Source organism: Allomesorhizobium camelthorni, from assembly GCF_011045125.1.
Lineage (GTDB): Bacteria > Pseudomonadota > Alphaproteobacteria > Rhizobiales > Rhizobiaceae > Allomesorhizobium > Allomesorhizobium camelthorni.
Genome location: NZ_JAAKZF010000038.1, coordinates 12,244 through 38,675 on the forward strand (window position 1 = coordinate 12,244; position 26,432 = coordinate 38,675).

Annotated in this window: 24 protein-coding genes; 13 read left to right on the forward strand and 11 right to left on the reverse strand. The window is 61.7% G+C overall.

Translation table 11 applies throughout. The features are described 5' to 3' along the window. Positions 1 to 202: 202 nt before the first annotated feature. Entirely contained in the window at positions 203 to 883 is a 681-nt protein-coding gene (locus G6N73_RS38345; protein ID WP_343044701.1) for a hypothetical protein, read from the reverse strand. Here G6N73_RS38345 and G6N73_RS22085 point away from each other — a divergent pair. Genes G6N73_RS22085 through G6N73_RS22105 form a run of 5 tightly spaced genes read left to right on the forward strand, consistent with a single transcriptional unit; the run spans position 782 to position 7,275 of the window. Continuing rightward, the gene (locus G6N73_RS22085) at positions 782 to 2,113 is read left to right on the forward strand and encodes an IucA/IucC family protein (RefSeq protein WP_343044700.1); all 1,332 of its coding nucleotides are present in this window, start codon (positions 782 to 784) and stop codon (positions 2,111 to 2,113) included. The genes G6N73_RS38345 and G6N73_RS22085 overlap by 102 nt on opposite strands. After that, entirely contained in the window at positions 2,097 to 3,806 is a 1,710-nt protein-coding gene (locus tag G6N73_RS22090) for an IucA/IucC family protein (protein ID WP_165031545.1), read from the forward strand. The genes G6N73_RS22085 and G6N73_RS22090 overlap by 17 nt, the downstream gene beginning before the upstream one ends. 12 nt (positions 3,807 to 3,818) lie before the next feature. Beyond that, positions 3,819 to 5,090 (forward strand): AMP-binding protein, encoded by a 1,272-nt coding sequence (locus tag G6N73_RS22095; protein ID WP_165031547.1) that lies wholly within the window; start codon positions 3,819 to 3,821, stop codon positions 5,088 to 5,090. After that, complete coding sequence (locus tag G6N73_RS22100; RefSeq protein ID WP_165031549.1) at positions 5,090 to 6,433, forward strand: DUF6005 family protein; 1,344 nt, start codon at positions 5,090 to 5,092, stop codon at positions 6,431 to 6,433. The genes G6N73_RS22095 and G6N73_RS22100 overlap by 1 nt, the downstream gene beginning before the upstream one ends. Continuing rightward, positions 6,430 to 7,275 (forward strand): sugar phosphate isomerase/epimerase family protein, encoded by an 846-nt coding sequence (locus G6N73_RS22105; RefSeq protein WP_165031551.1) that lies wholly within the window; start codon positions 6,430 to 6,432, stop codon positions 7,273 to 7,275. The genes G6N73_RS22100 and G6N73_RS22105 overlap by 4 nt, the downstream gene beginning before the upstream one ends. 91 nt (positions 7,276 to 7,366) lie before the next feature. Here the strand turns inward: G6N73_RS22105 and G6N73_RS22110 are convergent, their stop codons facing one another. The 6 genes from G6N73_RS22110 to G6N73_RS22135 all read right to left on the reverse strand — a co-directional run bounded on the left by G6N73_RS22110 (position 7,367) and on the right by G6N73_RS22135 (position 13,531). Next, on the reverse strand, positions 7,367 to 9,445 hold the full coding sequence (locus G6N73_RS22110; RefSeq protein WP_165031553.1) for a TonB-dependent receptor domain-containing protein: 2,079 nt from the start codon (positions 9,443 to 9,445) through the stop codon (positions 7,367 to 7,369). Positions 9,446 to 9,615: 170 nt separating this feature from the next. Further along, positions 9,616 to 10,374, reverse strand: coding sequence for an iron ABC transporter ATP-binding protein (locus G6N73_RS22115; RefSeq protein ID WP_165031571.1), 759 nt, complete (start codon positions 10,372 to 10,374; stop codon positions 9,616 to 9,618). Continuing rightward, on the reverse strand, positions 10,371 to 11,345 hold the full coding sequence (locus G6N73_RS22120) for an iron chelate uptake ABC transporter family permease subunit (RefSeq protein ID WP_165031573.1): 975 nt from the start codon (positions 11,343 to 11,345) through the stop codon (positions 10,371 to 10,373). The genes G6N73_RS22115 and G6N73_RS22120 overlap by 4 nt, the downstream gene beginning before the upstream one ends. Then, positions 11,338 to 12,318 (reverse strand): ABC transporter permease, encoded by a 981-nt coding sequence (locus G6N73_RS22125; protein WP_165031575.1) that lies wholly within the window; start codon positions 12,316 to 12,318, stop codon positions 11,338 to 11,340. The genes G6N73_RS22120 and G6N73_RS22125 overlap by 8 nt, the downstream gene beginning before the upstream one ends. Continuing rightward, entirely contained in the window at positions 12,315 to 13,217 is a 903-nt protein-coding gene (locus G6N73_RS22130) for a siderophore ABC transporter substrate-binding protein (protein ID WP_165031577.1), read from the reverse strand. Before G6N73_RS22130 ends, G6N73_RS22125 begins: the two co-directional genes overlap by 4 nt. Before the next feature lie 29 nt (positions 13,218 to 13,246). Beyond that, positions 13,247 to 13,531: a DUF2218 domain-containing protein gene (locus tag G6N73_RS22135; RefSeq protein ID WP_206079014.1), complete on the reverse strand. Its 285-nt coding sequence runs from the start codon at positions 13,529 to 13,531 to the stop codon at positions 13,247 to 13,249. 214 nt (positions 13,532 to 13,745) lie between these two features. On the opposite strand from G6N73_RS22135, the gene G6N73_RS22140 reads away from it, so the two are divergent. Continuing rightward, complete coding sequence (locus G6N73_RS22140) at positions 13,746 to 15,455, forward strand: ABC transporter ATP-binding protein (protein WP_165031579.1); 1,710 nt, start codon at positions 13,746 to 13,748, stop codon at positions 15,453 to 15,455. 60 nt (positions 15,456 to 15,515) lie between these two features. Here G6N73_RS22140 and G6N73_RS22145 read toward each other — a convergent pair whose 3' ends face one another. From G6N73_RS22145 to G6N73_RS22155, 3 genes are all read right to left on the reverse strand, one after another. Further along, positions 15,516 to 16,625, reverse strand: coding sequence for an AI-2E family transporter (locus tag G6N73_RS22145; RefSeq protein ID WP_165031581.1), 1,110 nt, complete (start codon positions 16,623 to 16,625; stop codon positions 15,516 to 15,518). Positions 16,626 to 16,686: 61 nt separating this feature from the next. Continuing rightward, positions 16,687 to 17,460, reverse strand: coding sequence for a slipin family protein (locus G6N73_RS22150; RefSeq protein ID WP_165031583.1), 774 nt, complete (start codon positions 17,458 to 17,460; stop codon positions 16,687 to 16,689). Positions 17,461 to 17,480: 20 nt separating this feature from the next. Beyond that, positions 17,481 to 18,926, reverse strand: a complete 1,446-nt coding sequence (locus G6N73_RS22155; RefSeq protein WP_165031585.1) for an NfeD family protein — start codon at positions 18,924 to 18,926, stop codon at positions 17,481 to 17,483. A 197-nt stretch (positions 18,927 to 19,123) separates the two neighbouring features. Here G6N73_RS22155 and G6N73_RS22160 point away from each other — a divergent pair, with 197 nt between their 5' ends. Both G6N73_RS22160 and G6N73_RS22165 read left to right on the forward strand, forming a co-directional pair. Beyond that, the gene (locus G6N73_RS22160) at positions 19,124 to 19,264 is read left to right on the forward strand and encodes a hypothetical protein (RefSeq protein WP_165031587.1); all 141 of its coding nucleotides are present in this window, start codon (positions 19,124 to 19,126) and stop codon (positions 19,262 to 19,264) included. A gap of 126 nt (positions 19,265 to 19,390) precedes the next feature. After that, complete coding sequence (locus tag G6N73_RS22165; protein ID WP_165031589.1) at positions 19,391 to 19,720, forward strand: hypothetical protein; 330 nt, start codon at positions 19,391 to 19,393, stop codon at positions 19,718 to 19,720. Between the two features lie 18 nt (positions 19,721 to 19,738). On the opposite strand, the gene G6N73_RS22170 is transcribed toward G6N73_RS22165, so the two are convergent. Further along, a complete protein-coding gene (locus tag G6N73_RS22170; protein WP_206079015.1) occupies positions 19,739 to 20,404 on the reverse strand; it encodes a GntR family transcriptional regulator in 666 nt (221 codons plus the stop codon). 119 nt (positions 20,405 to 20,523) lie between these two features. Here G6N73_RS22170 and G6N73_RS22175 point away from each other — a divergent pair, with 119 nt between their 5' ends. The 5 genes from G6N73_RS22175 (at position 20,524) to G6N73_RS22195 (ending at position 26,405) form a co-directional block, all read left to right on the forward strand. After that, the gene (locus tag G6N73_RS22175) at positions 20,524 to 21,528 is read left to right on the forward strand and encodes a TRAP transporter substrate-binding protein (RefSeq protein WP_165031593.1); all 1,005 of its coding nucleotides are present in this window, start codon (positions 20,524 to 20,526) and stop codon (positions 21,526 to 21,528) included. A gap of 62 nt (positions 21,529 to 21,590) precedes the next feature. Further along, positions 21,591 to 22,151, forward strand: a complete 561-nt coding sequence (locus G6N73_RS22180) for a TRAP transporter small permease subunit (RefSeq protein WP_165031595.1) — start codon at positions 21,591 to 21,593, stop codon at positions 22,149 to 22,151. Next, positions 22,148 to 23,464 (forward strand): TRAP transporter large permease, encoded by a 1,317-nt coding sequence (locus G6N73_RS22185; RefSeq protein WP_165031597.1) that lies wholly within the window; start codon positions 22,148 to 22,150, stop codon positions 23,462 to 23,464. The genes G6N73_RS22180 and G6N73_RS22185 overlap by 4 nt, the downstream gene beginning before the upstream one ends. Then, on the forward strand, positions 23,461 to 24,876 hold the full coding sequence (locus G6N73_RS22190) for a malonyl-CoA decarboxylase (RefSeq protein WP_165031599.1): 1,416 nt from the start codon (positions 23,461 to 23,463) through the stop codon (positions 24,874 to 24,876). Before G6N73_RS22185 ends, G6N73_RS22190 begins: the two co-directional genes overlap by 4 nt. Beyond that, positions 24,873 to 26,405 carry an AMP-binding protein gene (locus G6N73_RS22195; protein WP_165031601.1) on the forward strand — a complete coding sequence of 511 codons (1,533 nt, stop codon included), beginning with the start codon at positions 24,873 to 24,875 and terminating at the stop codon, positions 26,403 to 26,405. The genes G6N73_RS22190 and G6N73_RS22195 overlap by 4 nt, the downstream gene beginning before the upstream one ends. Positions 26,406 to 26,432: the final 27 nt, after the last annotated feature.

A 26,432-nucleotide genomic window follows, 5' to 3' on the forward strand; every position in this document is an offset into this window, starting at 1 on the left:
AGGACTGAAATTCTCTTCAGTCATCATATGACTTCTATTTGCGCTCCGTGTTCCCGCCCGTCGGATCGCCGATGCTTTTGCCTCGCGAGTATCTTTCGGCGGTCAGCGCCGGGTGGAAGACAAAATATGGCGCCGACACGCGTTGGATGTTTTCAGAATCTCATCTTTCTGGCGTGAACGGAGGGTTGATCCGCACACCTGACTAGGATAACCTGACAATCGTAGTTAAGTTTAGCCGCGGCCGCAGCAAGGCTGGTCCTTTTACGCGCGGCGTCCTCGAAACCTTGAAGAATTCGAACCGAGCGCCTGCCCCCGGCCTCTGCATAAAATGGCGTCCGCAGGAATGCTCGACAAGAATCAGATTGCAGCAGAACAGGGGACGTTTAGAGCTTTCGCCAACAGCTATATGCGTGAGCTGAATTCCGGGATCCCGGTATTTCATCGCGTTGGAGAACGGAATTTCGATTGCGTGGAGATTTCGCTCCTGTCGCGGCGAGCCGTCCTGCGTATCGAAATCAAATCCCGATCGCTTTGCGGAATGCACCTCTTCGGACGAATCTGGATGCGCCAGGACGCCGGCGCAAACTGGTACGAGATAGAGCCGATCCTGGCCATGCATCTGCTTGTGCTGGGAGCCCGAGAAGCTGGATCGGCCACGCACCGACAGGTCGATGTAGAGCTTCTCGAACGGATTCTTCAGAGCTGCCAGGCGACGAAGCGTTATCTCGACGCCGCCGATCTGGCGCCGCCGCCGGTCGGCTTTATAGCTGCGGAACAATCCTTGTATTTCGGGCATCCGCTGCATCCGACGCCCAAAAGCCTGCAAGGCATGACGAATTGGCAGCAGACCGCCTATGCCCCCGAATTGCGCGGCGGTTTCCATCTGACCTATTTCGCCGCCGCCGCCCATCTTGTCCGCGAGGATTCCGCCGGCATGGCCGTGGCGCCGATCGTCGAATCGCTGCTGGGGAATGACGCCGGCAAAGTGAACGCCGGCGATGGCGAAGTACTCATGCCAATGCATCCGCTGCAGGCGGAGGCATTGATGCTCGACCCGAAAGTGCGGTCACTCATTGCCTCGGGACAGATCCGCCATCTTGGACCGGCGGGGCCCCTGTTCACGGCGACCTCTTCTGTACGCACCGTCTATTGCGAGGACGCAGCGTGGATGCCTAAATTCTCGCTGCCTGTCCGCATCACCAACTCAAAGCGCGTGAACAGGCGGCATGAGCTGGAGGCCGGTGTGGCGCTGGCGCGCCTGTTCGAGCGCGCCGGGATCAACACTTTCGATCCGCGCCTCGGCTTTCTCCACGACGGCGCATATTTGACGCTTGATATTCCGGGACAGGCCGAGAGCGGATTTGAAGTCATCTTCCGCGAAAATCCGTTCCGGCATCGCGCCGGCGATCCGGTGATAACCGTTTCGGCCCTGACGGCCGAGCCGCGTCCCGGACGGGTATCTTTGCTCGACAGCATCGTTCGACGTGTCGCGCGCGATAAAGACATTTCCGTCGGGGAAGCGTGCCGCCGCTGGTTCGTATGCTATCTGGACTGCGCGCTCGACCCGCTGGTCCGGCTCTACGACAGGTTTGGGGTCGCGCTGGAGGCGCATCAGCAAAACAGCCTGCTCGATCTTTCACGGGAGGGGCTCCCGAGCCGATATCTCTATCGCGACAGCCAGGGGTTCTACCTCTCGAGCAGCTTCAAGGAACGATGGTATGGCCTTGTGCCCGAAATCGTCCAGATCCGCAGCCTCTTCTTCGACGACCGTGAAATTCGCGAGCGGTTCTCCTATTACCTCATCGTCAACCAGATATTCTCGGTCATCGCGCGTGCCGGACATGACGGCCTGGCAAACGAGGCCGAGCTGCTCGGCATCCTGCGCGCGCGGCTCAAGAGGCTTGCGGGAGAGCTCACTGGCGCGGGCGGGGAATTCGTGACCGGCCTGCTAGACAAGCCGAACATTACCGCAAAGGCCAATCTCGCAATCCGGCTGCAGGATGTCGATGAGCTGGCCGACGGTGGCAGCACGATCTACACGCATTTTCCCAATCCGCTGAGCCGCGCAGGGCTGTTCATCGCCGCGGAGCAGGCGCATGCCATTGCCTCTTGATCTCCATGGCATTCCCGAGCTGCGTGTGATGCGCCAGCTCGCGGAAGCTCTGGTCTATGAAGGCCTGGTTGATTGCGAGGTGACGCGACTCGGCGGGAAATGCCGCTTCGAATGGCCCCAAGGCGGCGCCAGGATACGTTGCGAGGGCTCGATCGGCGCCTTCGGCCGGGTCAGGATCGCCCCCGAAACGCTTGAGCAGGGTTACGGCGATCGTTGGCGGCCGGCGACCCTCGACGATCTTCTGGCGAGCACAAACGCCTGTCCCGAACGCCGGGCGCAGCTTGCATTCGAGTTGGAGCGGACGCTTGGCTTCAGCGCCTGGAACGCTACGAACCTCCCGCTCCGGCCACGCCGCGATTTGCCGTTTGCACAATTGGATGGCGCGATGGACGAGGGCCATCCGTATCATCCGTGTTTCAAGGCGCGCACCGGCTTCGATTACGACGACCATGCGGCGTACGGCCCGGAAGCGGGCAATGCGTTTCAGCTGGCCTGGTTGGCAGTCGCACCCGAACGCCTGCACTCGGCGTTTCCCACGGACGAGCAAATCTTCTGGACGAACGAACTCGGCGCCGAAACCTATTCGGACCTGGATGAGCGCCGCGCCCGGTTCGGCGACAATGCAAGGCGGTTCGGCCTGATACCTCTACACCCCTGGCAATTGCGAGCGCTGCAGGATTCGGAATTGTCGCGCTGGTTTGCGGAAGGCTCAGCCGTGCTCGTCGGCCAGGCCGGAGATCGCTACACCGCCAGCCAATCCGTGCGGACGCTTTTCAATCGCGATCACCCGGAACGCGCCAATCTCAAACTGCCGATGAATCTCGTCAACTCATCGGCCAAGCGCATCATCGAACCGCATTCGGTGTGCAGCGCGCCGACGATCAGCCAGTGGCTGAAGGACATCGTCGCCGGCGATCCGCTGTTTGAGGAACGTTACCCGCTCACAATCCTCGGCGAATATGCCGGCACGATCGCGGATCGGGACGGTCCGCTTGCCGGACAGATCGGCGCGATCTGGCGCGAAGACGTGACGGCCTGCCTGAAGCCCGGCGAAGCTGCGGCGCCTCTCAACGCGCTCATGACCATGGAGAGCGACGGCCAGCCGTTCGTTGCGAACTGGATCGAACGGTACGGGCTGGAAGCCTGGCTCGACAAGCTTGTGGACACGGTGGTGATGCCAGTGTGCCACCTGCTCGCCGGCCATGGCATCGCGACGGAATCGCACGGCCAGAACCTGATCCTCATCCACCGCGACGGCTGGCCGGTCCGGCTGGCGATGCGCGACTTTCACGACAGCGTCGAATTCGTACCTGGCTTCCTTCGCGATCCAGACAGGGTTCCCGACTTCCTTGCCATGAACCCCGCCTACCGCGATGCCGCGCCCAACCAATACTACTGGATGGAGAGCGCCGAGCTGCTCGGCGAACTCTTCCTCGACGCACTGTTCGTCTACAACTTAGCCGAGATATCGCACCTCCTCAGCCACAGTTACGGCCTCGACGAAGCCGGCTTCTGGTCGGATGTCGGCAGGCGATTGCAGGACCATGCCCGGCAGTTCGGACTGACGGATCGGCAAGCCGCGCTTGGACTTTTCCAACCCCGCATCCGCACGGAATCGCTGCTCCGGCGGAAGCTTTCGCCGCCGGGCGCCGAATGCGCCCACGAAATCCCGAACAGTCTTGCCGGCGAGTAAGGAGGCATAAAGATGATAAGAATCAACGACACGGTCTTTGATCAGGCCTATTTCCGCGACGCGGCGGACCGTATTGCCGCTGACGCGCAGTTCGACAGGCGCGCGGGCGACCGCTTTGCGGTCTGCTTCTCCGATGCCCAGGATTGGCTGGCGTTCTTCTTTGCTGCGCGGGCGGCCGGAGTCAGCGTCCTGCCGCTGCATCCCTCGACACCTTACGCCGCGGCGCGCCGGCAGGCCGAGACGGCGAAATGCAACTGGCTCTTCTACAACCGGCTGGAAGGCGAACCGATCACCGAGGAGCGAGCGGCTGAGCCCGGGCAGTTGTTGCAGATGAGTTCCGGCACGACCGGTGAGCCGAAATGCATCGCCCGTTCGTGGGGCGACATAGACGACGAGATCGAGAGCTACGTGTCTTCGTTCGTCGAGCCGCGGGACATGACACCGCTGATAGCCTGCCCGACCACTCATTCCTATGGCTTGATCTGCGGTATACTGGTGGCGCTGAAGCGCGGCCAGATGCCCGCCATACTGGACACCGGGAACCCCAAATTCCTGTTGCGCAAGCTGAGGGAGACAGAACGGCCCTATCTGATTTCGTCGCCGGCCATCCTGCATACGCTTGCCAGGCTTTTGCCGGCCGGCGAACAGATCCACGCAACGATGACATCCGGGACCCTCCTGCCCGAATCCTGGTTCAGGCAGATCCGGAACAAGTCCAGATATATGTTCCAGCAATATGGCTGCTCGGAAGCGGGCTGCATCGCGATCAACCCGGACGTGCAGGCCGCAAATGAAGTCGGCTACGTACTGCCGCGGTTTTCGTTGCGCGACGCCGGCACTGACGGCGATCCGAATGAGATCGCTGTCGAGCGCGGAGGCATAGTGGTGGAAACCCGGGACCTCGGCTATCGCCGCGACGACGGCATGCTGGTCTTCCTGTCGCGCCTCGACGACCTCATCAATGTCTCCGGCCTCAACGTCTATCCCAAGGAAATCGAGGACGTCGTCATGACGTTCGCCGGCATCGGCGACGTTGTCGTATTCCGCAAGCAGGATGCATTCGCGGGCGAGCGTGTCGCGCTTCTCTTCAGCGCCGAACATGCGATCGACCGGGCGCAGCTTCGGCAATGGTGCGCCGAGCGGCTGGCGGCACACCAGATTCCAACTGAAATCCTTCAGGTGGAGCGGATTCCGCGTCAAGCAAACGGCAAGATAAGCAGGCGCGACGTGGCCGCCCGCTACGACGCCGGCGAATTCGGAGCTGTGCGGACGGAGGCGGCGTAGTGACCTACAATCAAGTACTGGGCGCGATCGAGAAGATCCTGCGCGAGAAGCTCAATCATCAACATATGGATGCGTTCGCGCCGCAGGCGAGGCTGAACGAGGACCTTTATCTCGATTCCGTGCTTATCCTCGAAATCATGCTGGCTCTCGAACTCGACTATGGCGTCGAATTGCCGGAGGAGGTCATCAGCCGCCAGGACCTCGACACTGTCGACGATCTGGCGCGGCTGTTCGTCGAGGCATCCGACTCCGCTCGGGAACTGGCGAGGCCTGCCAAGGAACTGGTCTTCACCCGCGCCGAAAAGGAGGCAGCCGAGCGGGTCGGCGTGCATGGGGAGGACTACGTCGATATCAAGGTTCACTGCTTTGTCAGCAGTGTCTGTCATGCGGTGAAGCAAAAGCAGCTCGATCATCGGCCGTTCTTCTTCGGCGTCTGGGATGCGGGCTTCGCCGTCGATCGACGCTGGCGGCTGGCGTATCACGCGGCTGAAATCAACCACGACTTCTTCCGCGATTGGTTCGAGCGCCTGTACGGCCCCAAGGTCCGCCAATGGTATCGGCCGGAGGCCACGAAAGAAGAGAATCTGGCGACGATGCTGGAGCTTCTGGAGCGCAAAAAGGAGAGCGAGTACCTGATGGTCATGCTCGACCTCTTCCATCTGCCCGAGCGCGAGAACAAGTTCAACCAGAACCCGTTCCCGCACTACCTGATGCTGGAGAACACCGACGACCCTGCGGTGTGGATGATTCTGGACCCGGATTTCCGCTGGGAAGGCAAGATCGAGAAGCAGAAAGTCATCAACGCGATCATGCAGCCGACCGTCGCGGGCGGCTTCATTTTCGACGCCGCCGATATCAGAACGCCGTCTGCGGTCGATCTGCGCGACTATTTCCTTGCCTGTTTTCACGAGGACGACAACCTTTTGACGCGCGCCACGCGCGAGATCGTCCGTGCGCATGTCGAGGGCCGCGACGGCGTGAAGTTGGGCGAACTGTCGAGCGCCCTGCGCGAGCTGCCAGTCATCTCAATCCGCAAATACGGGCTGGAGCATGGCTTTGCCTTCTTCTGGCGATCGCTGCAGCTTTCGAACACCGAGTTCGACATAATCTGCGACGACATCGAGGCGCTGATCCAGGAATTCAAGACGCTTCACTACGCCATCATGAAGCTCAGCCAGACAGGCAACGACGCCTTCGCGGCACGGGTGTTCGAAAAGCTCGGCGAACTGGACGCGATGGAACGCGACCTCAAGCGCCGCCTCGCTCAAACCTATCGGATGTGGTGCGACACGCGCGGCCTCCTGCACGCTCCGCGCCACGATCTGGAGGAGGCCGTCGCATGAGGCTGTCGCTCTGCACGATCACGTTCCGCCATCACCTGCTGTCGCTGGAGGACATTGCGCGATGGGCGGCGGCGAACGATTTCCAGGGCATCGAGCTCTGGGCGGCGCACGCGCGCAATATGCAGCACATGACCGACCGCAACGCCGAGTGGATGGCGGCGTTCGGCCTTTCCGTGCCGATGCTCAGCGACTACCTGCCTCTCGACGAGGACCTGGCGTCGCTGCGTCATGCCACATCGAATCTCTGCCGTCTGGCCGGCCGCTGGGGCGCTCGCAAGGTGCGCACGTTCGCCGGCAAATCGGCAAGCCGGGACATCTCGCCCGAAGGCCGCTGGCGACTATCCGCCCGTCTCAAGGATGCCTGCATGATTGCACAGGACCAGGGCTGCCAGATACTCGTCGAGACGCATCCAGGAACGCTTGCCGATACATTGTCGTCGACGCAGCGCCTGATCGAGGAGATCGATCATCCGGCGCTCGGGATCAACTTCGACACATTGCACGTCTGGGAAGGCGGCGACGATCCGATCGCCGCGCACCGCGCCCTCCTGCCGCATATCCGGCACTACCATCTGAAGAACGTGCGCTCGCGCGCCGACCTGGGCGTCTTCGAACCGGCGAACGTCTATGCGGCAGCCGGGAAACGGACGGGAATGACGGCGCTTTTCGACGGTGTCGTGGACTATCTGGAGTTCCTTGACGAACTGTTCGAGCGTGACGATGTCGACGCCTCGCTCGAATGGTTCGGCGGCGACTGCTTCAACATACTCGCCAACGACGCTCGTAACATACGTCTCCTCGAAGCTGATCGAGATGCGCCTATCCGCGCCGGCGTAGCGTAAGCCATCGCGTTTCGATACGAATTGCAAGGCCGGCGCAGGTCACTCCCGCGCCGGCCTTTTCGATGTCAGAACCGCGCGGTGGCGCTCGGGGTCAGAACCGTGCCGTGGCGCTCAGCCTGAACGAGCGGCCGGGATCATAGTGCGGATCCACGCCGTCGAAGTCCTGTCCGTAGGCCGCGCGATCCGTATAGTTCTCGTCGAATATGTTGAGTGCGTCGGCGCGCAGCGTGAAGTTCGGCTTCGAAGGCGGTGTCCACTCGAGATAAGCATTCACCACCTCATAGCCGGGAAGTTCTTTCTTTGCGCTCTCCGGGTCGGTCGGATGCCTCACCAGGGTCCTGTCGGTCTTCAAGGCGATTTCGATGTCGCCACCGACTTCAATGCCCCAATCGTCGAATGTGTATCCGGCGCCGATCATGATGATCTGCCCGAGCGGCGTCGTCAGGTACCGGCCGATCTCGGAATCGGCAGGGATATCGTCGACATCGGCATTGATGTCGGCGTATTTCACGCTGACAAAGCCGGCGTCCCAATCATATCGGCCTCCGATTTCCCAGCCGTTGGAGACGAGATCGAGCGTGCGGATCGACGTCACTTCCGGGACCGGCGCGCCGCGTCCGAACACCGGCAAGCGTGCATCGCTTATGTCGGTGCGAAAGACATTCGCTTCGAAGGTGAAGCCATTGTAAAGGGCCACAAGACCGGCCGTGTAGTTGTTGGAGGTGACCGGTTCCGGGCCATCGGCATAGGTCCAGAGTGGATTCTGGATGAAGTTCTCCGCCAGCGGAACGCCGCCCCAGACATGCGAGGTGCCGGCCTTGACGGTCAGGAATTCCGGCACAAGGTCATATTCGCCGGAGATGTTGCCGCTCACGCCAGCATTCTTCCAATCCGAATCGTCGACGCCGGTGAACCACTGATGATCGGCGCGGCCGCCAAACGAAATCCGGGTGCGGTCGAAAGGCTCCAGCCTTGCTTGCGCATAGGCGCCGATGTTTGTGGCGCGCTCGTCCGTAAAGAACGGCTCCGTCGGGTTGCGATACTCCAAATCGGCCTTGTCGTTGTAGAAATCAAAGCCGGCAGTGACGCTGCCGATGTCGAGCGCAAACCTGTTCTCCACCTTGCCGTTGAAGCTGCTGGTCGCGCCTTCCGTGGGCGAAACAACGTCGAAGAAATACTCAGGTGTCGCGATCTGCGTTCTGCTATAGGCGAGCACGATCTTGGGATCCCACCAACCTTCCGGCGACGTATCGGTATAGGTAAAGACCGTGTTCTGGCGGTGCAGATCGTAATTCCGCAGTTCGGGTTCCCGTCCCGGCCGATTGATATAGACATTGGCGCGATAGGGACGGAGGTCGTCGTCGCGCACCTGCTCGTGGCTGAGTTCGAAGCGATGCCCCTCGACGCTTTCGTAAGCGATCTTGGCGAGCCCGCTGATCAGGTTCGTGCCCGTCCCCGGCATCTCATCGCCGTCGCCAGCGGTGAAGTTGCCGCCGTTGCTGTAATTGATGTAACCGAGATATTCGAAGCCGCCCTGCTGGCCGAAGGCGCTGACGCCGGTCGTGTAGGTTTCGCTGTTGGTGTCCCAGATACCGGTGACGAAACCGCCGAAGTTGCGGCCTGGTTCGAGCAGGTCGGCAGCGTCCTTCGTCTCGAAGCCGAGCGAGCCGGCCAGCGCGCCTGGACCGGCGTCGGCCGGCGCGACGCCCGCCTGCACGGACGCGGCTTTCAGGAGCGCCGGGTCGAGCAGGTAGGTGCCGTTGTGGTGGAACACCTTGTTGTTCTGTCGCGACCCGTCGACGGTCACCGCCAGATTGTTCTCGTCGATACCGTTTACGTAGATCTTCTGCGTGCTTGGGATCGCCCCGCCGACGGCGATCTGTGGTTCGCCGGAAAAGACTTCCCTCAAGTCCCGCGGTTTCTTGCGGTCGATCTCCTGCTGGTCGATGATGATCACATCGGCGCCGGCCGTAGCGTCAGCGCCCGCACCCACGTCCACGATGATGATGGTCTCGAGTTGCGTTACTCCATCGGGAGCTTGAGTGTCTTCAGCGGAAGTCGTCGCGGCTTCCGCTTCCCGGGTGGGATCCGACTGCGCCAGCGCGCCGGTACACAAGAGAGTGGACATCGCGGTGCTGACGGCAAGCGCTCTTAGATAATCGGATGACATCAACTTGATTTCCCCTCAATGACGGCGGCCCCGGCCGGCGCGAAACGCGCGGCCCGGATTGCCTTAACGCATCGGGGCGATCTCGACAATAAAGTTGATTAAAAAAATCCAGTTTATGCAAGCTACTGTAACCATTGTGTTCTTCAGAACACACCAAGCGTTCGCGCGCCTCAAATGTGGTGCAGGACCGCCAATCGACCGGCGACCCGTTCGACACGCATCGGGAAGCCAAAAATGCCCTCCAGAATGTCTGGCCGGATGATGGCGTTGGTGTCGCCCGATGCGACAATGGCGCCATCCTTCATCGCAACGATACGGTCGGCGTAGGCGGCTGCGTGATTGATGTCGTGGAGCACGATAAGCACCGTCTTGCCGTGCTCATCGGCGATATGTCTCAGCGTCCGCATGAGGTTCCTTGCATGAAACATGTCGAGGTTGTTCAGCGGTTCGTCGAGAAGGATGTAATCCGTCCCCTGGCAGAAGGTCATGGCGACGAGGGCGCGCTGCCGTTGACCGCCCGACAAGGTGTCGATGAAGCGCTGCGCCAGATCGCTGAGATCGAACCGTTCGAGGGATGCCGCGATGATTTCGCGGTCTTTCGCCGTCAGGCTCCCGCGGTGATGCGGGAAACGGCCAAAACCCACTAGCTCTACGACGCGCAGGCGGCTTGCGACGCCGGGATCCTGTCGCAGGATGGCCATGGCCTTGGCCAGTTGCCGGCTCGGCGTCGTATCGACCGGCAGACCGTCGACGGTGATGCGGCCGCTTTGCAGCGGCTGCAGGCGGGCGATCAACGACAACAGGCTGGACTTACCGGCGCCGTTCGGGCCGACAAGCGCCGTGACCCCACCCTTCGGCACTGCCAGGCTGACATTGTCCAGGATACGGTTGCCGCCAAGAACCAGGGAGACGCCTGCAATCTCGATCATCGCCGGCTCCCGCCAAACAGAATGGCGAGGAACACGATACCTCCGACGAATTCCACGACGATGCCGAGGCTGCCTTCCCCGCCCAGAGCATGCTGGAGGACTATCTGGCCACCCACGAGCACGATTATCGCCGTGAACGCGGCTGCCGGCAGAAGAATGGCGTGCCGGCCGGCGCCCACAATGCGTTCGGCGAGCGAAACCACCAGCAGCCCCAGAAACGCCATCGGACCGACCAGCGCCGTCGACGCAGAAACGAGCGCGGCGACAAGAACCAGGAGCCCGGCAGCCGTGCCGCGCCACGCGACACCGAGCCCGATGGCTGTGTCGGCGCCCAGCGCGAGCACATCGAGAACATGTCGCGCCCGCCAGGCGGTGGCGACACCCGCCACGGTGATCACGCCAGCCAGCAGCAGGAGACCGGGTTCCACTGTATTGAAGCGCGCGAAGACTGCGCCTTGCAGCACCGCGAAATCGTTCGGATCCAGCAGCCGCGCCAGCAAGGTCGTCAACGATCGGAACAGCACGCCCAGCACGATGCCCGTCAGCAACATCAGCGTCAGGTCGAAACGCCGGCGAAGCATAGGCAGGAACAGCGCCAGCGCGAGGCACGTCATTGCCGTGAAGTTGCCAAGGAAGTGCAGGCGGGGATCCATGCCGGCAAAACCGAAACCAGTCAGCGCAAAAACAAGCGCGGTCTGGCAAAAGACGTAGAGCGCGTCCAGCCCCATGATCGATGGAGTGATGATGCGGTTGGCGCAAACGGTCTGAAACACGACCGTCGAAACCGCCACCGCCACGCCGACCAGAACCATCGCCGCCAGCCGCACTGCACGCAGTTCGATCACGAAGGCGAGATTGCCGCGCAGGCCGATCGTCATGAACCCTAGCGCGACCAGCAGTGCGACCGCCGCCATCACGGCGAGGCGGTGGTCGGGCCGCACCAAGCCCCGTTCCATCGCGACTTCAGTCATTGCTGTTCCGGCCAAGCAGCAGCATCAGGAAAAGTATCGCCCCCACGACGCCGAGGATCGTGCCGACCGGAACCTCGTAGGGGAAGCGGAGGAGCCTGCCGATGGTGTCGCAGGCAAGCACCAACGCAGCACCGCCGCCGGCGACCCACGGCAAGGTCTGGCGCAGATTTTCACCGGCGAAGCGCGACACAATGTTCGGGACGACCAGCCCGACGAAAGGGATTGTCCCGACAACAACCACAGTCAGAGCGGTGATCGCCGAGACGATGACCAGGCCGAGCCGCAGCATACCGGCGTAGTTCAGTCCGAGCCCGATGCTGACGTCCTTACCCAGCGAAAGGATCGTCAGACGGTCGGCCGTCCACCACGCCAGTGCGACCAGAGCGCCCGCAACCCACAACAGCTCATAGCGCCCGCGCAGGACGCCTGAGAACTCACCTGTGATCCACACTTCGAGGTATTGCAGGAGATCCAAATGCCACGCGGCAAAAGTCGCGGCAGATCCAATGATGCCGCCATAGACAAGTCCGAACAGCGGAACGAGAAAGGGCTGCGTTGGCGGCAGCCTATGGGCAAACATGAGAAAAATGGATGTTCCGGCGAGAGCGGTCGCGGCGGCGCCGAGCGCCTTCCATCCAAGCGACGCATTTGGCCACACGAGCGTCACGATCAGTATGCCGAGTGCTGCGGATTGCGCGGTTCCCGCGGTCGACGGCTCGACGAAACGATTGCGGGCAAGTGTCTGCATCACAAGCCCCGCGATGGCCAATGCGCTGCCGGCCAGAAGCGCCGCCAGAGTACGTGGCAGCCGGCTGATCATGATCAGCCGCAACGCTTCCGGATCGGAACCCAGGCTTCCTATCGCAAGATCGCTGACGCCGACAACCAGACTGGCCGCAAAAAGCGCCAGCAAGGTTGCGATGCCGATTGCCTGATAAACGATGCCCGGACGGCCAATGGATTCAGCCGTCATTGGGTCTGGGCGAACGCGTCCCGGATCGTCTCAAGCACGCGCTTCGTCGACCGGACGCCGCCTGCAGCGATGTAGAAATCGGCTGCCGGCATGTAGACTACCTGCTTCTTCTTCCAGGCTGTAGTCGCCGCAACCAACTCATTGTCGAGCGTCGCCATGGCATTCTGCTCGCCCGAACCGATCGCGGCGGCGCGATCGAGCACGATAAGCCAGTCCGGATTGGCGTCACGGAGGAACTCGAAGGAGATCGCTTCACCGTGGATGGCGGCCTCGACATCCTCGACTGCCGGCGGCAGTTCGAGCGCCGAATGCACCCAGCCGAAACGGGAATCTTTGCCGTAGGCCGTCACTTTCGGACCGCTCGTCATCACGATCAGCGCCTTGCCCTTGCCCTTGACGGCGGCACGTGTCGACAAGAGCGCGTTGTCGAGTTCCAAGGCAAGCGCCTCGGCCTCGGCCTGCCTGCCGACGAGAGCGCCGTAAGCCGTCAGGCGCTGCTTTGCCTGCGCGAACAGGTCATCGCCGTCCATCGTCATGTCGATGGTCTGCGCAATCCGGCTCGTCGCCGCCAGTTGCGGCGAGGAGCGTCCGCCGACAATGATGAGGTCCGGCGCCAGCGCGCTCAGGGCCTCCAGGTCGGGCTCGAAAATGGTGCCCACGATTTCCGCGCCACCCTTCAATCCGGCAAGTTCGGGCACATAGAGGTTCTCGGGCAAGCCGGCAATCTTCACACCCAGGCTGTTCAACGTATCGACTGCCGCAATATCGAAGACGGCGAGCGTTTGCGGCGTGTTGCCGACGGTTACCGGGCCTTTCGCAGTCTCGATCTCGGTTGCGAACGCCTGAACGACGAAAAGAGCCAGCGCCGACAGCGCCAGGACCGGGTTGAGCCATCTCATGAGCATGCTCCGTGTCGAAGACAGGCGCTTCAATCGTGCCACGCCAGCGGCTGGAGATTTTCGCGGAAGGCGAACCGGACGAGATGCGATTCGATGACTTGCTTGGTCTCGGTCAAAGCGCTGGTGTCGGCCGCTTCCACCGTTATATCCAGCTCTTTGAGGCCGGCATTCATGGTAGCCGTGCCGCAGGAAAAACGGCACTGCCCGTGACCATCACCGTAGGCGACCTCCACCTTGTGCGCGAAATGTTTGCAGAGCTGCTGGAGATATTTGCCCGCATTCGGCGTTTCGCAGCGCGTGGTTGCAGTCAGCATGGAGACCTCATAACATGATATTCGAACTCAAGTTATCCTAAGCTATTCCTTCAGGCAAGGTTGGCCTCGATGGGCAGTTGCCTTGGCAGCGATGTTTTTCCGGGCCGCACTCGAATAGAATGGGTGATACCCGCCCGCAAGAATGCCTGAAGCGACCGCCCCTACATCGCCATGCTCCTGGCAATCCACACCTTCGAACCAGAAAAGCGTCCCAATGCTTCGTAGATTTTTCTCCTACTACCGCCCTTGGAAGGGTCTGTTCATCCTGGATTTCTGCTGCGCGGTTCTGTCCGGCATGCTGGAACTCGGGTTTCCGATGGCGGTCAAGGTCTTCGTCGACGAATTGCTGCCGACGCAGCAATGGATGCTGATCCTCGCAGCGTCGGCCGGCCTTCTTGCCATCTATGTGTTGAACACCGGACTGATGGCGGTCGTGGTTTACTGGGGCCATATGCTCGGTATCAACATCGAGACCGAGATGCGGCGGAAAAGCTTCGATCACCTGCAAAAGCTCTCGTTCCGCTTCTATGACAATCACAAGACGGGCCACCTCATTGCCCGGGTCACCAAGGACCTGGAGGAAATCGGCGAGGTAGCCCATCATGGCCCGGAAGACCTGTTTATCGCCGTCATGACGTTCATCGGCGCCTTCGCGCTGATGTTCTCCGTCAATGCGCAGCTTGCACTGATAACGGCGGCGATCGTTCCGCTGGTTGCCTGGGTGACCAGCCGCTATGGCGCGCGCATGACGCGCAACTGGCAGGCGCTCTACGGGCGGGTCGGCGATTTCAATGTCCGCATCGAAGAGAGTGTCGGCGGCATGCGGGTGGTGCAGGCGTTCGCCAATGAAGACCACGAGCGCAATCTTTTCGCGCGCGACAACGCCAACTACCGCAAGACCAAGCTCGATGCCTATCGCATCATGGCAGCCAGCACGTCGCTGAGCTACATGAGCATGCGGTTGATCCAACTGGTCGTTATGATCGCCGGAAGCTACCTCGTGCTGCGTGGCGAACTTTCCAGTGGCGGCTTCGTCGGTTTCCTGCTCCTGGTCAATGTTTTCTTCCGGCCGATCGACAAGATCAACTCGGTGATCGAAACCTATCCGAAAGGTATCGCCGGATTTCGCCGTTATGCGGCCCTCCTCGACACTGAGCCGGACATCGCGGATCGGCCTGGCGCAATCGACGCACCTACGCTCCGGGGTGACATCAGCTACCGTGATGTCACCTTCGGCTACAGCGGCGAACGGCCGGTTTTGAAGAGCATCAATCTTGACATCGCAGCAGGACAGACCATCGCCTTCGTCGGACCGTCCGGCGCTGGCAAGACGACTCTGTGCTCGCTGCTGCCGCGATTTTACGAGGTCGACAGCGGCGCTATCACGATCGACGGTTTGGATATACGCGATATGAAGCTGGCCTCGTTGCGCGGCCAGATCGGCATCGTGCAGCAGGACGTGTTCCTGTTTGGCGGCACGATCCGCGAGAACATCGCCTATGGCCGGCTGGGCGCGGTGGAAAGCGACATTGTCGAGGCTGCGCGCCGAGCCCGCCTGGACGAACTCATCGCGTCGCTGCCGGAAGGCCTCGACACAATCATCGGCGAGCGTGGCGTAAAACTGTCGGGCGGTCAGAAACAGCGCCTTGCGATCGCGCGCATGTTCCTGAAGAACCCGACAATCCTCATCCTGGACGAGGCGACGTCGGCGCTCGACACGCAGACCGAGCGCGAGATCCAGCAGTCGCTGGCAGAGCTTGCGCAAGGCCGAACGACACTGGTGATCGCGCATCGGCTGGCCACGATCCGCAATGCCGATCGCATTGTCGTGGTCGACGATACGGGCATCGTCGAACAAGGTCCGCATGATGAACTGGTCGTGCGTGGCGGCGCCTACTCACGACTAGGCGCGACTCCAGATTAAGGTGAACAACGCACCCCCCGCGGCCTCCCAATGAACCGCAGGCGTTCCGGCCCTTGAGCTTCACGTCCGGGGATTCGTCTCACCGCTTTGCTTCGCTTTCCCTCCGCGTCGCGACGAGTTGTCGTGCGGTACGACTTCACGGCGGAAATGTCTCTTGAGTATCTCCACCAGCGCCAAGGTGACGACGATCACGGCCGGTCCGAGGACAAGCCCGGAGGCGCCGAACAGGATTAGGCCGCCAATGAGGCCTATCAGCGCCGGGACCGTGTGAAGCTTCAGCCGGTTCCCCACCAGGACCGGGTAGAGAAGATTGTCGATGCCGCCGACAATGATGCCGCCCCATGCCGCGAGAATCAGCGCCTTTATCCAATGGCCCTCGAAAACCAGAAAGACAGCCGCCGGTACCCAGACGACGAACGCACCCAGCACGGGCACAATGGCAAGCAACCCAATCACTACGCCCCAAAATAGCGGCAGTGGTAGGCCCAGCCACCAGAACATCAATCCGCTCAGCGTTCCCTGGACGGCGGCAACGCCCAGCGTGCCGAAGATCGTTGCGTGAACAGTGTCCATGAACCGGCGGGCGACCAGCTCAGTCGCGGCACGGGAAAGCGGAGAAAAGTCGCCCAATGTCCGCCAGGCTCGCTGCCTGTCGCGCAGGAAATAGAAGAGCAGATAGAACGTCAGCAACAGATTGAGCAGCTGATTGACCGAACCTCGCACCAACGAGGTGCTCTGGACGGTGAGCCATTGCGCGAGGTTTGCAGCGGCTCCGGTGAAGTCCAATCGTTCCTCGAGCCATTCCACGCTTCTTGCCAATCGTGGATAGGCATCAATGGCATCACGCCATTCCGCGCCGCGAAGCTGCCCTTCCAGGTAAACGGCGCCTTCCACCGCTTCGACGACGAGTTTCTGCGCCACATAGAGCACAGGAACGACCACTGCGATCGCCGCCACAATGACGGATATAATGGCCGCTAGATCGGCATGGCCGGTGCGCGCCTCGATCCAGCGATGCATCGGCAAGAGCATCACGCTTAAAACCAGCGCCCAGGTCAATGAAGGCAGGAAAGGGAAGGCCAACAGGTAACACAGATAAAGCCCCAAGGCGGTCGCCGCCACCAGGATCAATATCCTGAGCCTGCCCTCTGTCAGCGCCCACTCTCGCATGATCAGGTGCCTCCATGAATGGCCAACGACCTAGCAGGAGTTCCCGCGTCTCGGCCGGTTCCTACTTCGAATGCTGGTCTTTCATGCCGGGCACGAAGTTCGCAAACTCCATCGGGAAGGGAAAGACGATCGTCGAGTTCTTCTCGCCCGCTATCACGTTCAACGAACTCAGATAGCGGAGCTGCATCGCCTGCGGCTGCCTGGCCAGGATTTCGGCGGCTTCCAACAGCTTCTGGGCAGCCTGCTGCTCGCCCTCGGCATTGATGACCTTGGCCCGCCGCTCGCGCTCGGCTTCGGCCTGGCGAGCAATGGCCCTGATCATGGACTCGTTGATGTCGACATGTTTGATCTCGACGTTGGCGACCTTGATGCCCCAGGCATCGGTCTGAAGATCGAGTATTTCCTGGATGTCGCTGTTGAGCTTGTCGCGTTCGGCCAGCATTTCGTCGAGATCGTGCTTGCCGAGAACAGACCGCAGCGTCGTCTGCGAAAGCTGGCTCGTCGCCATCATGAAGTCCTCAACCTGGATCGTCGCCTTTTCAGGGTCTATGACCCGAAAATAAATCACCGCGTTGACCTGGACCGAGACATTGTCGCGGGAGATGACGTCCTGAGTGGGGACGTCCAGCACCAGTGTGCGAAGGTCAACCCGGACCATCTGCTGGACGAAGGGCACGAGCAGGATCAGGCCGGGCCCTTTGACGCCGGTGAAGCGGCCAAGCGTGAAGACAACGCCCCTCTCATATTCCCGCAGGATCTTGATCGCCGAAGCAAGGACGATCAGCAGGAGCAGGATCGGCACGAAATAGAACGTAAAGTCGCCGAAAAAGTCCATTTGACTTCTCCTCTGTCGCCTTAGGGTAGTCGCTGCGCGTCGAGCACATTGTCGACTTCGAGGGTCAGGCCGTTTAGCGCAGTGACGCGGACTTCCTGGCCGGGAGCCAAGGGACGGGACGAAACCGCATTCCACCGTTCGCCATGCACAAACACGTGGCCGACGGTTCCGTTCCAGTCTCCGACGGTGCCCGTCGCGCCGACCAGTTGCTGGGCGCCTGTGACCACTTTGCGCCGCTGCGAAGTCCATGCCAGCCGGACGATCAATAGCGTGAGCGCCAAGCTGCCGACCGCGACACCGCCGATCACGGGCCAGGACAGCTGCAAACCGGGTATGTCGGTGTCGAAGAGAATGGTGGCGCCCAGCACCAGCGCGACGGTGCCGCCGATGCCGAGGATACCAAAGGACGGCGCGAAAGCTTCCGCGACGATAAGGCCGACACCCAGCACGATCAGGCCGGCCCCCGCATAGCTGACCGGAAGCACCGCCAGCGCGTACAGCCCGACCAGCAGGCTGATGCCGCCGATCGTTCCGGGCACCATTGCGCCGGGATTGAGAAACTCGAAGATCAGTCCGTAGATGCCGATCACCATAAAGATCAGTGCGACATTCGGGTTCGTGATGACGGCGAGAAGCCGGGCGCGCCAGTCCGGCTCCAGCTCCTCAACCAAGAGGTCGGCAGTGTCGAGCGTGACGGTCGTCTGACCGACGCGCACAGTGCGGCCGTTCGCCTTGGCGAGAAGTTCGTCTACTGTAGCGGCGGTAAAATCGATGACATTCTCGCGCGCTGCGGCCGAGGACGACAGACTGGCCGCCTCGCGCACCGCTTTTTCCGCCCAATCGGCATTGCGGTCGCGCAGCTCCGCCAATCCCCGAATATAGGCCACGGCATCGTTGATCGCCTTTGCTTCGGCGGCGTTGCGTGGAGACTGCCGCTCTCCCGCCGATTGGTTCCCCTCAGGGTCGCCGCTTTCGTCCTGGCGCTCCTGGTCAGCCTCTTCATCGCCGAACGGAAATCCGCCGCCACCGATGGCGATTGGAGTCGCGGCGCCGAGGTTTGTGCCCGGAGCCATTGCGGCGATGTGGCTCGCATAGAGGATATAGGTGCCGGCGCTGGCGGCCCGCGCGCCGCTCGGCGCGACGAAGCTTGCCACGGGCACGGGCGAGGCAAGGATTGCACGGATGATCTCGCGCATGGACGTGTCGAGACCGCCGGGCGTGTCCATCTGCAGGACCGCCAGTTCCGCCCGACGCTCCTCGGCCTGCTGAAGACCGCGCGTGATATAATCAGCAGTCGCCGGACTGACGGCGCCGTCCAGCTTCAGCACAACGGCCACGCCTCTGTTTTCCGAAGCATGCGAGATCACTAAGCCAAGGACGCCGGCCAGCACCATCACCATCAGTACAAAGGTTCGTGCCCAGCACCGGATGCTGGCAAGGTTCTCGCCCTGTAGTCGGACATCCATACGGAAAGATATAGGTCCGAGGCCGGAAGCGGACAGGCGGCCAACGACGCAAGCTAGCCCGCGGGTCGTCTGGCCTGTGCCGTGATGACTTTCATGCGGGAAACGAACAGCCTGTCTTCGGGCTCTGAAACCTTCGGGGTTGCGCCGCGTTGAGCACACGCGGTCAAATCCATACAACCCGGGAAAGTAGAAATGAGGTGACGCAATGGCGAACAATCGAGATGATCCTGATAGGTTCGCGCGAATCGTTCACCTTCCGCCGCATGAGGTCATGGCAGATCTGGAGCCTTCTGATCGTCATCGCGCTGCTGGCGATTGGCCTTTTGTTCTGGGCGTAATCGGGCCCGGACGCTTGAGCTGATGCCAACCCAAGCGGGACGGCTGCGATCTGTATAGCCCCGTTCAGAGCCTGTTCAGGCCGCATATGAAACGATGGCCGGTAGAACTGCTAGTGAGGTATGCCAATGCTGAAATGTTTTTTCCTTGCTGGCGCTGTCGCTTTGATCGCTTCGCCCGCGCTTGCTGATCCCGACAAGGACGAGAGCGGCAAGGGCTCCTACCGCGTTTGGAACCGCTATGATGGCGACTGGCACCGGGATTGGCGAGAGCGCGAGCGGGATGATCACAGGCGCTATTCCTACCGCATTCCCCAAGGGCATTTACCTCCGCCAGGAAGCTGCCGCGTGTGGTTCTACGACCGTCCGGCTGGCCAGCAGCCTCCGCCGACAAGCTGCCGTCAGGCGCAGCGATTTGCCTACCGATATGGCGGTCGGGTAATCTGGGGCCGTGAGTAGGACTAGGCTAGCGCGGCCTCAGAGCAGCTTTTGGCCGTTGCTGGTCAACGACGCGATGAGATCGCCAAACCGGTCTCCCTGGACGGCGATGTGGCCCCGCAGCAGTTCGCGGGCGGCTTCCGCTTCTCCGGCCAGGATTGCTTCGACAATGCGCGTATGCTCGCCGAAGGACACTTTCATCCGGTTCAGGACACGCAGTTGCAGACGGCGATACGGCCGCAGACGGCGGTGCAATGCCGTGCATTGGTCAAGAAGAAAGCCGCTGTGGCTGGCTTCGTAAATGGCGCGGTGGAATATCTCATTGTCGTAATAGTAGGCGTCGGTATCGCCGCTTTTTACCGATCGCTCGCATTCGGCATGAGCTGCAAGCAACTTAGCCCGATCCTCCTCCGTATAACGTCGGGCCGCGAGTGAGCCGGCCATTCCTTCCAGTTCGGCCATCACCTCGAACATCTCGTATATGCGGTTCGGGCCAGGATTGACCACCACCGCACCGCGACGCGGCCTTATCTCGACGAGACCGATCGCGCCCAATTGCATCAACGCTTCCCGGATAGGCGTGCGCGAGACCCCAAATCGGCTGGCGAGCTGCACTTCGTCAAGCCGCGATCCGGGCGGGAGGGTTCCGGTGACGATGCCGTTTTCGATCTCGTCGCGCAATTTGTGGAATGTGCTGGTGGCCAATGGATGTCTCATTCTTATGCAGGAGTGGCGTTTTTGTATACATCCGTATTGACTTTGCGCGCAAGATTGGCGTCAATCATTCCAATCGGCTGGAGGGCCGGGAACACAGGGAGGAAATAATGAAGACCTTTGCGAACATTCTCAGGCTGGCAACGGCTCTCGCCGCCGGCTGCTTGATCGCGGGGGCCGCACAGGCCCAGACCGTGCTCAAGGCCTCGCATCAATTTCCCGGCGGCAAGGGAGACCCTCGCGACGAGATGGTGCAGATCATCGCCAAGGAGGTCGCGGCGGCCAATGTCGGGCTCGAGATCCAGGTCTATCCCGGCGCGTCGCTCTACAAGCCCAACGAACAGTGGAACGCGATGACGCGCGGCCTGCTCGCCATGTCATCATTCCCGCTCGACTACGCCTCCGGCCGTCACCCTGTATTCTCGGCGACGCTCATGCCGGGCCTAGTCGGCAGCCTGGATCGCGCGGAGCGGCTGAACGATTCCGAATTCATGGACGAGATCAAGAAGGTGATCGAGGAAGCCGGTGTAGTCGTCATCGCCGACGCCTGGCTATCGGGCGCCTTTGCATCGACCAAGGGGTGCATCACCGCGCCGGAAACGGTCAAGGGACAGGTCATCCGCGCGGCGGGGCCTGCCTTCGAGGAGATGCTCGCCTCGGCAGGCGCGTCGATCACTTCGATGCCGTCATCGGAAATCTACACGGGAATGCAGACCGGCGTGCTCGACGCGACAAACACGTCCTCGGCAAGCTTCGTCTCGTACCGGCTCTATGAGCAGGTCAAGTGTCTGACGGCCCCCGGCGAAAACGCGCTTTGGTTCATGTACGAGCCGATCCTGATGTCGAAACAAGTCTTTGATGGCCTGACACCGGAGCAACAGAAGGCGGTCCTCGCGGGGGCGGAAAAGGCGGAAGCCTATTTCAACGAGGAGATCAAGAAGGGCGACCAGATCATGGTCGACACCTTCAAGAGGGCCGGCGTCGAGGTCGTCGAGATGTCCAAGGCGGATTACGACGCCTGGCTCGCGATCGCCAAGGAGTCGTCCTACAAGAACTTCGCCGAGAAGGTCGAAGGCGGCGAGGAACTGATCCAGAAGGCGCTCGCAGTGAAGTGATCCCTTCCGGCGGCCGGCAGGTACGCTGGCGGGCCGCCGTCAATCCCGAAGCGGGTACGACAATGATCAAAAGCTACATCCGCGCCGTGAGCAACGTCTCGCGGGCGCTGGGAGCACTCGCCACATTTCTCCTCATCCTGGCGATGCTGGTGGTCTGCCAGATGATCTTCGCTCGCTACATATTGCGCGTGGCGACGACCTGGCAGAACGACTTCGTCGTCTTTTCGGCAACCGCGGCGATCTTCGTCGGCGCGCCTTACGTGCTCCTGAGGAAGGGGCATGTGGGCGTCGACGTTATCGAGCATCTGGTCGGAGACGCGGCGCGGCTCAAGCTTCGGCTGGCGGGATGCTGGCTCGGCCTGATTTTCTGCTCGATCATGCTGGTCGCCGGCTGGATAAACTTTCACGAAGCGTGGGCGAACGAGTGGACATCGCCGACTGTATGGGCTCCTCCGCTCTGGATTCCGTACTCGGCGGTGCCGATAGGCTTCGCGATGCTGTGCCTGCAATATTTCGCAGAAATACTCAGACTTCACACCGACGAGAGCGCCGCCGCGCTCGAACCCGATGCCGAGATTTCGGCATTCGCCGATGTTGAGCCGAGCAAGGAAAGACCAATATGAGCCCTATGACAGCCGGTCTGCTCCTGATCGCCGGACTTTTCGTTCTGCTGGGAACCGGCATGCCCATCGCCTTCGCGCTCGGTCTCGCGGCTGTCGCCGCACTGCTCCTCGATGGCGGCATCGGCATGTTCTACGTGTTGTCCGAGACCATGTACGCCGGCATCGCCAATCTCGCCTTCGTCTCGATCCCGATGTTCGTCCTGATGGGGGCGGCTGTGGCTTCGTCGCCAGCCGGCGGCGACCTCTACCTGGCGCTCGACCGCTGGCTGAATCGCGTTCCGGGAGGATTGGTGCTTTCAAACATCGGCGCCTGCGCCATCTTCGCCGGCATGACTGGCTCTTCACCGGCAACCGCCGCGGCGATCGGCAAGATGGGCATCCCCGAGATGACGCAGCGCGGCTATCCGTCCTCGGTCGCGGCGGGCTCGATCGCGGCCGGCGGCACGCTCGGCATTCTCATCCCGCCCTCGGTCACGCTCATCGTCTACGGCATCTCGACCGAAACCTCGATCGGCCGGCTCTTCATGGCGGGCGTGATTCCGGGCCTCATGCTGACGGCCATGTTCATGGCCTGGGCGCTGATTGACTGCAAGCGCAAGGGCTACGACTTCGCCGGGCGCGCGGTGCGCTACACCATGGCTGAAAAACTGTCGAACCTGCCCCGCGTGCTGCCATTTCTTCTGATCATCGCCGGCACACTCTACGTGCTCTATGGCGGCATCGCCACGCCGTCGGAAGCGGCGGGGGCGGGCGCGTTCCTCACCATCGTCGTTGTCGTCGTCGCCTACAGGCTGTTCAAGTTCCGGCCTGTCTCCAACATCTTCACCACCGCGATGCGCGAAAGCGTGATGATCATGATGATCCTGGCGGCGGCGGAGCTGTTCGCCTTCGCCCTGTCGTCGCTGTTCATCACCCAGACTATCGCCGGCGCGATCGCCGAGATGGAGGTCAACCGATGGGTGCTGATGGCGGTCATCAACGTGTTCCTGGTGGTGGCCGGCATGTTCCTACCTCCGGTCGCGATCATCGTGATGTCGGCGCCGCTGTTGTTTCCGATCATCGTTCAGGCGGGATTTGACCCCTACTGGTTCGCAATCGTGCTCACCATCAACATGGAGATCGGGCTGATCTCGCCGCCGATCGGCCTCAACCTGTTCGTCATCAATGCCATCGCGCCCGATATCCCGACCCGGGAAATCTTGTGGGGGGCGGTGCCTTATGTGCTGGTGATGCTGCTCGCCATCGTAATCCTGTGCTTCTTCCCAGGTATCGTCACCTGGCTGCCCAACCAGATGCTAGGAGCTGGAATATGAACACCTCGTCGATCTTCGGCGATATGTTGCAGACGATAGCCAAAAGAGGACGCAAGCTGTTGTCCTTCGGCTGGCAGCCGCTGCCGGCGGATGGTATCGGCGAGTTGGAACGAGCCTGCGAGAACCTGCTTTCACGGCGAGGCGAAGCCTCCGGCATGGCGCTGGCGGGCGACATACTGGAGCGCTGGCGGCGTTCCGCCCAGGACGACCGCCGCGCGTTCATGGCAATGCTGCTCGAGAAATTCGGCCCCGACCCCGAACGTCTCGAGAAGGCGATCGAAGCCTATCGGGGGGAGCGCTCGCCTCAGACGCTGCGCGAACTGCATGCGGCCGCCGAGCCCAGGCGGCAGGAGTTGATCCGCCGGCTGAACCTTGCCCCCAACGGCATTGCGACGCTGGTGCGGATGCGCGAGGCGTTGCTGGACCAGATGGCCAGCGACCGCGATCTGGAAGCCGTGGACGCCGATTTCAGCCATCTGTTCGGATCGTGGTTCAACCGCGGCTTTTTGGTGCTGACGCCGATCGACTGGTCCGCGCCGGCCAATGTCCTGGAAAAGATCATACGCTACGAAGCCGTGCACGAGATTGGCGACTGGAACGAGTTGCGCCGCCGGCTCGACCCTGAGGACCGCCGCTGCTTCGCGTTCTTTCATCCGCAACTCATCGACGAGCCCCTGATTTTCGTCGAGGTCGCGCTCACGAAATCAATCCCCGGCTCGATTTCGGAACTGCTCAGCGAAGCCCGGGCGCCGATCCGGGCGGAGGACGCCACGACGGCCACATTCTATTCGATCTCCAACTGCCAGGATGGCCTGCGCGGCATCTCCTTCGGCAATTTCCTGATCAAGCAGGTGGTGGAAGAGTTGCGCCGCGACCTGCCAAAACTGGAAACCTTCGCGACGCTGTCACCGCTGCCAGGCTTTTCCCGCTGGCTGGCGTCGGAGATGGATCCGGCTTCGGGCGCACTGAGCGACGCCGACCGGAAATCGCTGGAGCTGCTCGGGCATCCGGAATGGTCCAGCGATCCGAAAACACGAGCAACAGTCGAAGCGGCGATCCTGCCGGCGGCAGCGCATTATCTCCTGCGCACCCGCACCCAACGCGGCCAGCCGATCGACCCGGTCGCCCGCTTCCATCTCGGCAACGGCGCGCGGCTCGAACGCATCAATTTCCTCGCCGATCAGTCGCCGCGCGCCATGCGCCAGTCGCACGGGGTGATGGTCAACTACCTCTACAAGCTCGACGACATCGAGGCCAACCACGAGGCCTTCGTCGAACGCGGCGAGGTTGTTGCGGCCGCCGCCGTCAAACGGCTATTGCGCAATGAACGTGCGGTGCGGCGGGCATTGCCTGCGCCGGAGCCGGAAAAGCAAATCGAAAGCAGCAGCCAAAACAGGGAACTGACATCGTGAGCAACCACATGTTCGATGCGATCCGGGCGGCGATCCCATCAACGAAGGCGCCCTTCATCGAAACGCCGAAGGGGCGCGTTTGGACCTATGGCGATATGCTCGATGCCTCCGGCCGCATCGCCAGCGTACTGGCGGGATTGGGCGTGGAGCCGGGCGATCGCGTCGCGGTCCAGGTTGAAAAGAGCGCCGAAGCGCTGATGGTCTATCTCGCCTGCCTGCGCGCCGGGGCGGTCTATCTGCCGCTCAACATCGCCTATACGCTCGCTGAGCTCGACTATTTCATCGGAGACGCAGAGCCACGCCTCGTCATTTGCACGCCGGGCGCCGAAGCCGGCATAAGCGGGATCGCCAAAGCGCATGGTGGAAAGCTCGAAACGCTGGACGAGTTCGGCGGCGGCTTGCTTATGGGAAAGGCAGCCCTTGCGAATGCGGAATTCGCGGATGTCGCGCGCGGTGCGGATGACCTGGCCGCGATCCTTTACACTTCCGGCACCACCGGGCGCTCAAAGGGCGCAATGCTGACGCATGACAATCTGCTGTCGAACGCCTTGACGCTAAGGGACTACTGGCAATTCACCGCCGACGACCGGCTGATCCACGCTTTGCCGATCTTCCACACGCACGGGCTGTTCGTGGCGACCAACACGATCCTGGTCGCCGGCGCGTCGATGCTGTTCCTGCCGAAATTCGATCCCGACCAGATATTGGCCCTGATGGACCGAGCGACCGCGATGATGGGCGTGCCGACCTTCTATGTCCGCCTGCTGCAGCATCCCGGTCTCACTCGCGAGGCGACAGCCGGCATGCGGCTTTTCATCTCTGGTTCCGCCCCGCTTCTGGCCGATACGCATCGCGCCTTTCGTGAGCGCACCGGCCACGCCATCCTCGAACGCTACGGCATGACCGAGACCAATATGAACACGTCGAACCCCTTTGACGGCGACCGGATCGCCGGCACGGTCGGCTTCCCGCTGCCGGGCGTGGAGCTTCGGGTGGTCGATCCCGACACGGGCCACGAATTGCCGCGAGGCGCCACCGGTATGATCGAGGTGAAGGGACCGAATGTCTTCAAGGGCTATTGGCGCATGCCCGAAAAAACCCAAGCCGAGTTCCGCGACGACGGCTTCTTCATCACCGGCGACCTCGGCCAGATCGACGATCGCGGCTACGTCTCGATCGTCGGCCGCGGCAAGGATCTTGTGATTTCCGGCGGCTACAACATCTATCCGAAGGAGGTTGAGGTCGAGATCGATCAGCTTCCCGGAGTGGTGGAAAGCGCCGTCATCGGCGTGCCTCACCCCGATTTCGGCGAAAGCGTGACCGCCATCGTTGTCAGGGAAAGCGGGGCGGAAATAGATGAGAAGGCGGTCATCGCTGCGCTTGACGGTCGACTGGCCCGCTACAAGCAGCCCAAGCGGGTGATCTTCGTCGATGAACTGCCACGCAACACGATGGGCAAGGTCCAGAAGAAAGTATTGCGGGACGAGTATGCGGGGCTCTACGCGCCGGTCCTGCAAACCCACGGCTAAGGTACTCTCTGGCGCCCAACGCGGCCC

Bases quoted from the DNA above. Each gene is read 5' to 3' on its own strand.
- G6N73_RS38345 (WP_343044701.1), bottom strand. From the start codon at position 883: ATGGAAACCGCCGCGCAATTCGGGGGCATAGGCGGTCTGCTGCCAATT.
- G6N73_RS22090 (WP_165031545.1), top strand. From the start codon at position 2,097: ATGCCATTGCCTCTTGATCTCCATGGCATTCCCGAGCTGCGTGTGATG.
- G6N73_RS22095 (WP_165031547.1), top strand. From the start codon at position 3,819: ATGATAAGAATCAACGACACGGTCTTTGATCAGGCCTATTTCCGCGAC.
- G6N73_RS22105 (WP_165031551.1), top strand. From the start codon at position 6,430: ATGAGGCTGTCGCTCTGCACGATCACGTTCCGCCATCACCTGCTGTCG.
- G6N73_RS22110 (WP_165031553.1), bottom strand. From the start codon at position 9,445: ATGTCATCCGATTATCTAAGAGCGCTTGCCGTCAGCACCGCGATGTCC.
- G6N73_RS22115 (WP_165031571.1), bottom strand. From the start codon at position 10,374: ATGATCGAGATTGCAGGCGTCTCCCTGGTTCTTGGCGGCAACCGTATC.
- G6N73_RS22120 (WP_165031573.1), bottom strand. From the start codon at position 11,345: ATGACTGAAGTCGCGATGGAACGGGGCTTGGTGCGGCCCGACCACCGC.
- G6N73_RS22125 (WP_165031575.1), bottom strand. From the start codon at position 12,318: ATGACGGCTGAATCCATTGGCCGTCCGGGCATCGTTTATCAGGCAATC.
- G6N73_RS22130 (WP_165031577.1), bottom strand. From the start codon at position 13,217: ATGAGATGGCTCAACCCGGTCCTGGCGCTGTCGGCGCTGGCTCTTTTC.
- G6N73_RS22135 (WP_206079014.1), bottom strand. From the start codon at position 13,531: ATGCTGACTGCAACCACGCGCTGCGAAACGCCGAATGCGGGCAAATAT.
- G6N73_RS22140 (WP_165031579.1), top strand. From the start codon at position 13,746: ATGCTTCGTAGATTTTTCTCCTACTACCGCCCTTGGAAGGGTCTGTTC.
- G6N73_RS22145 (WP_165031581.1), bottom strand. From the start codon at position 16,625: ATGCGAGAGTGGGCGCTGACAGAGGGCAGGCTCAGGATATTGATCCTG.
- G6N73_RS22150 (WP_165031583.1), bottom strand. From the start codon at position 17,460: ATGGACTTTTTCGGCGACTTTACGTTCTATTTCGTGCCGATCCTGCTC.
- G6N73_RS22155 (WP_165031585.1), bottom strand. From the start codon at position 18,926: ATGGATGTCCGACTACAGGGCGAGAACCTTGCCAGCATCCGGTGCTGG.
- G6N73_RS22165 (WP_165031589.1), top strand. From the start codon at position 19,391: ATGCTGAAATGTTTTTTCCTTGCTGGCGCTGTCGCTTTGATCGCTTCG.
- G6N73_RS22175 (WP_165031593.1), top strand. From the start codon at position 20,524: ATGAAGACCTTTGCGAACATTCTCAGGCTGGCAACGGCTCTCGCCGCC.
- G6N73_RS22180 (WP_165031595.1), top strand. From the start codon at position 21,591: ATGATCAAAAGCTACATCCGCGCCGTGAGCAACGTCTCGCGGGCGCTG.
- G6N73_RS22185 (WP_165031597.1), top strand. From the start codon at position 22,148: ATGAGCCCTATGACAGCCGGTCTGCTCCTGATCGCCGGACTTTTCGTT.
- G6N73_RS22190 (WP_165031599.1), top strand. From the start codon at position 23,461: ATGAACACCTCGTCGATCTTCGGCGATATGTTGCAGACGATAGCCAAA.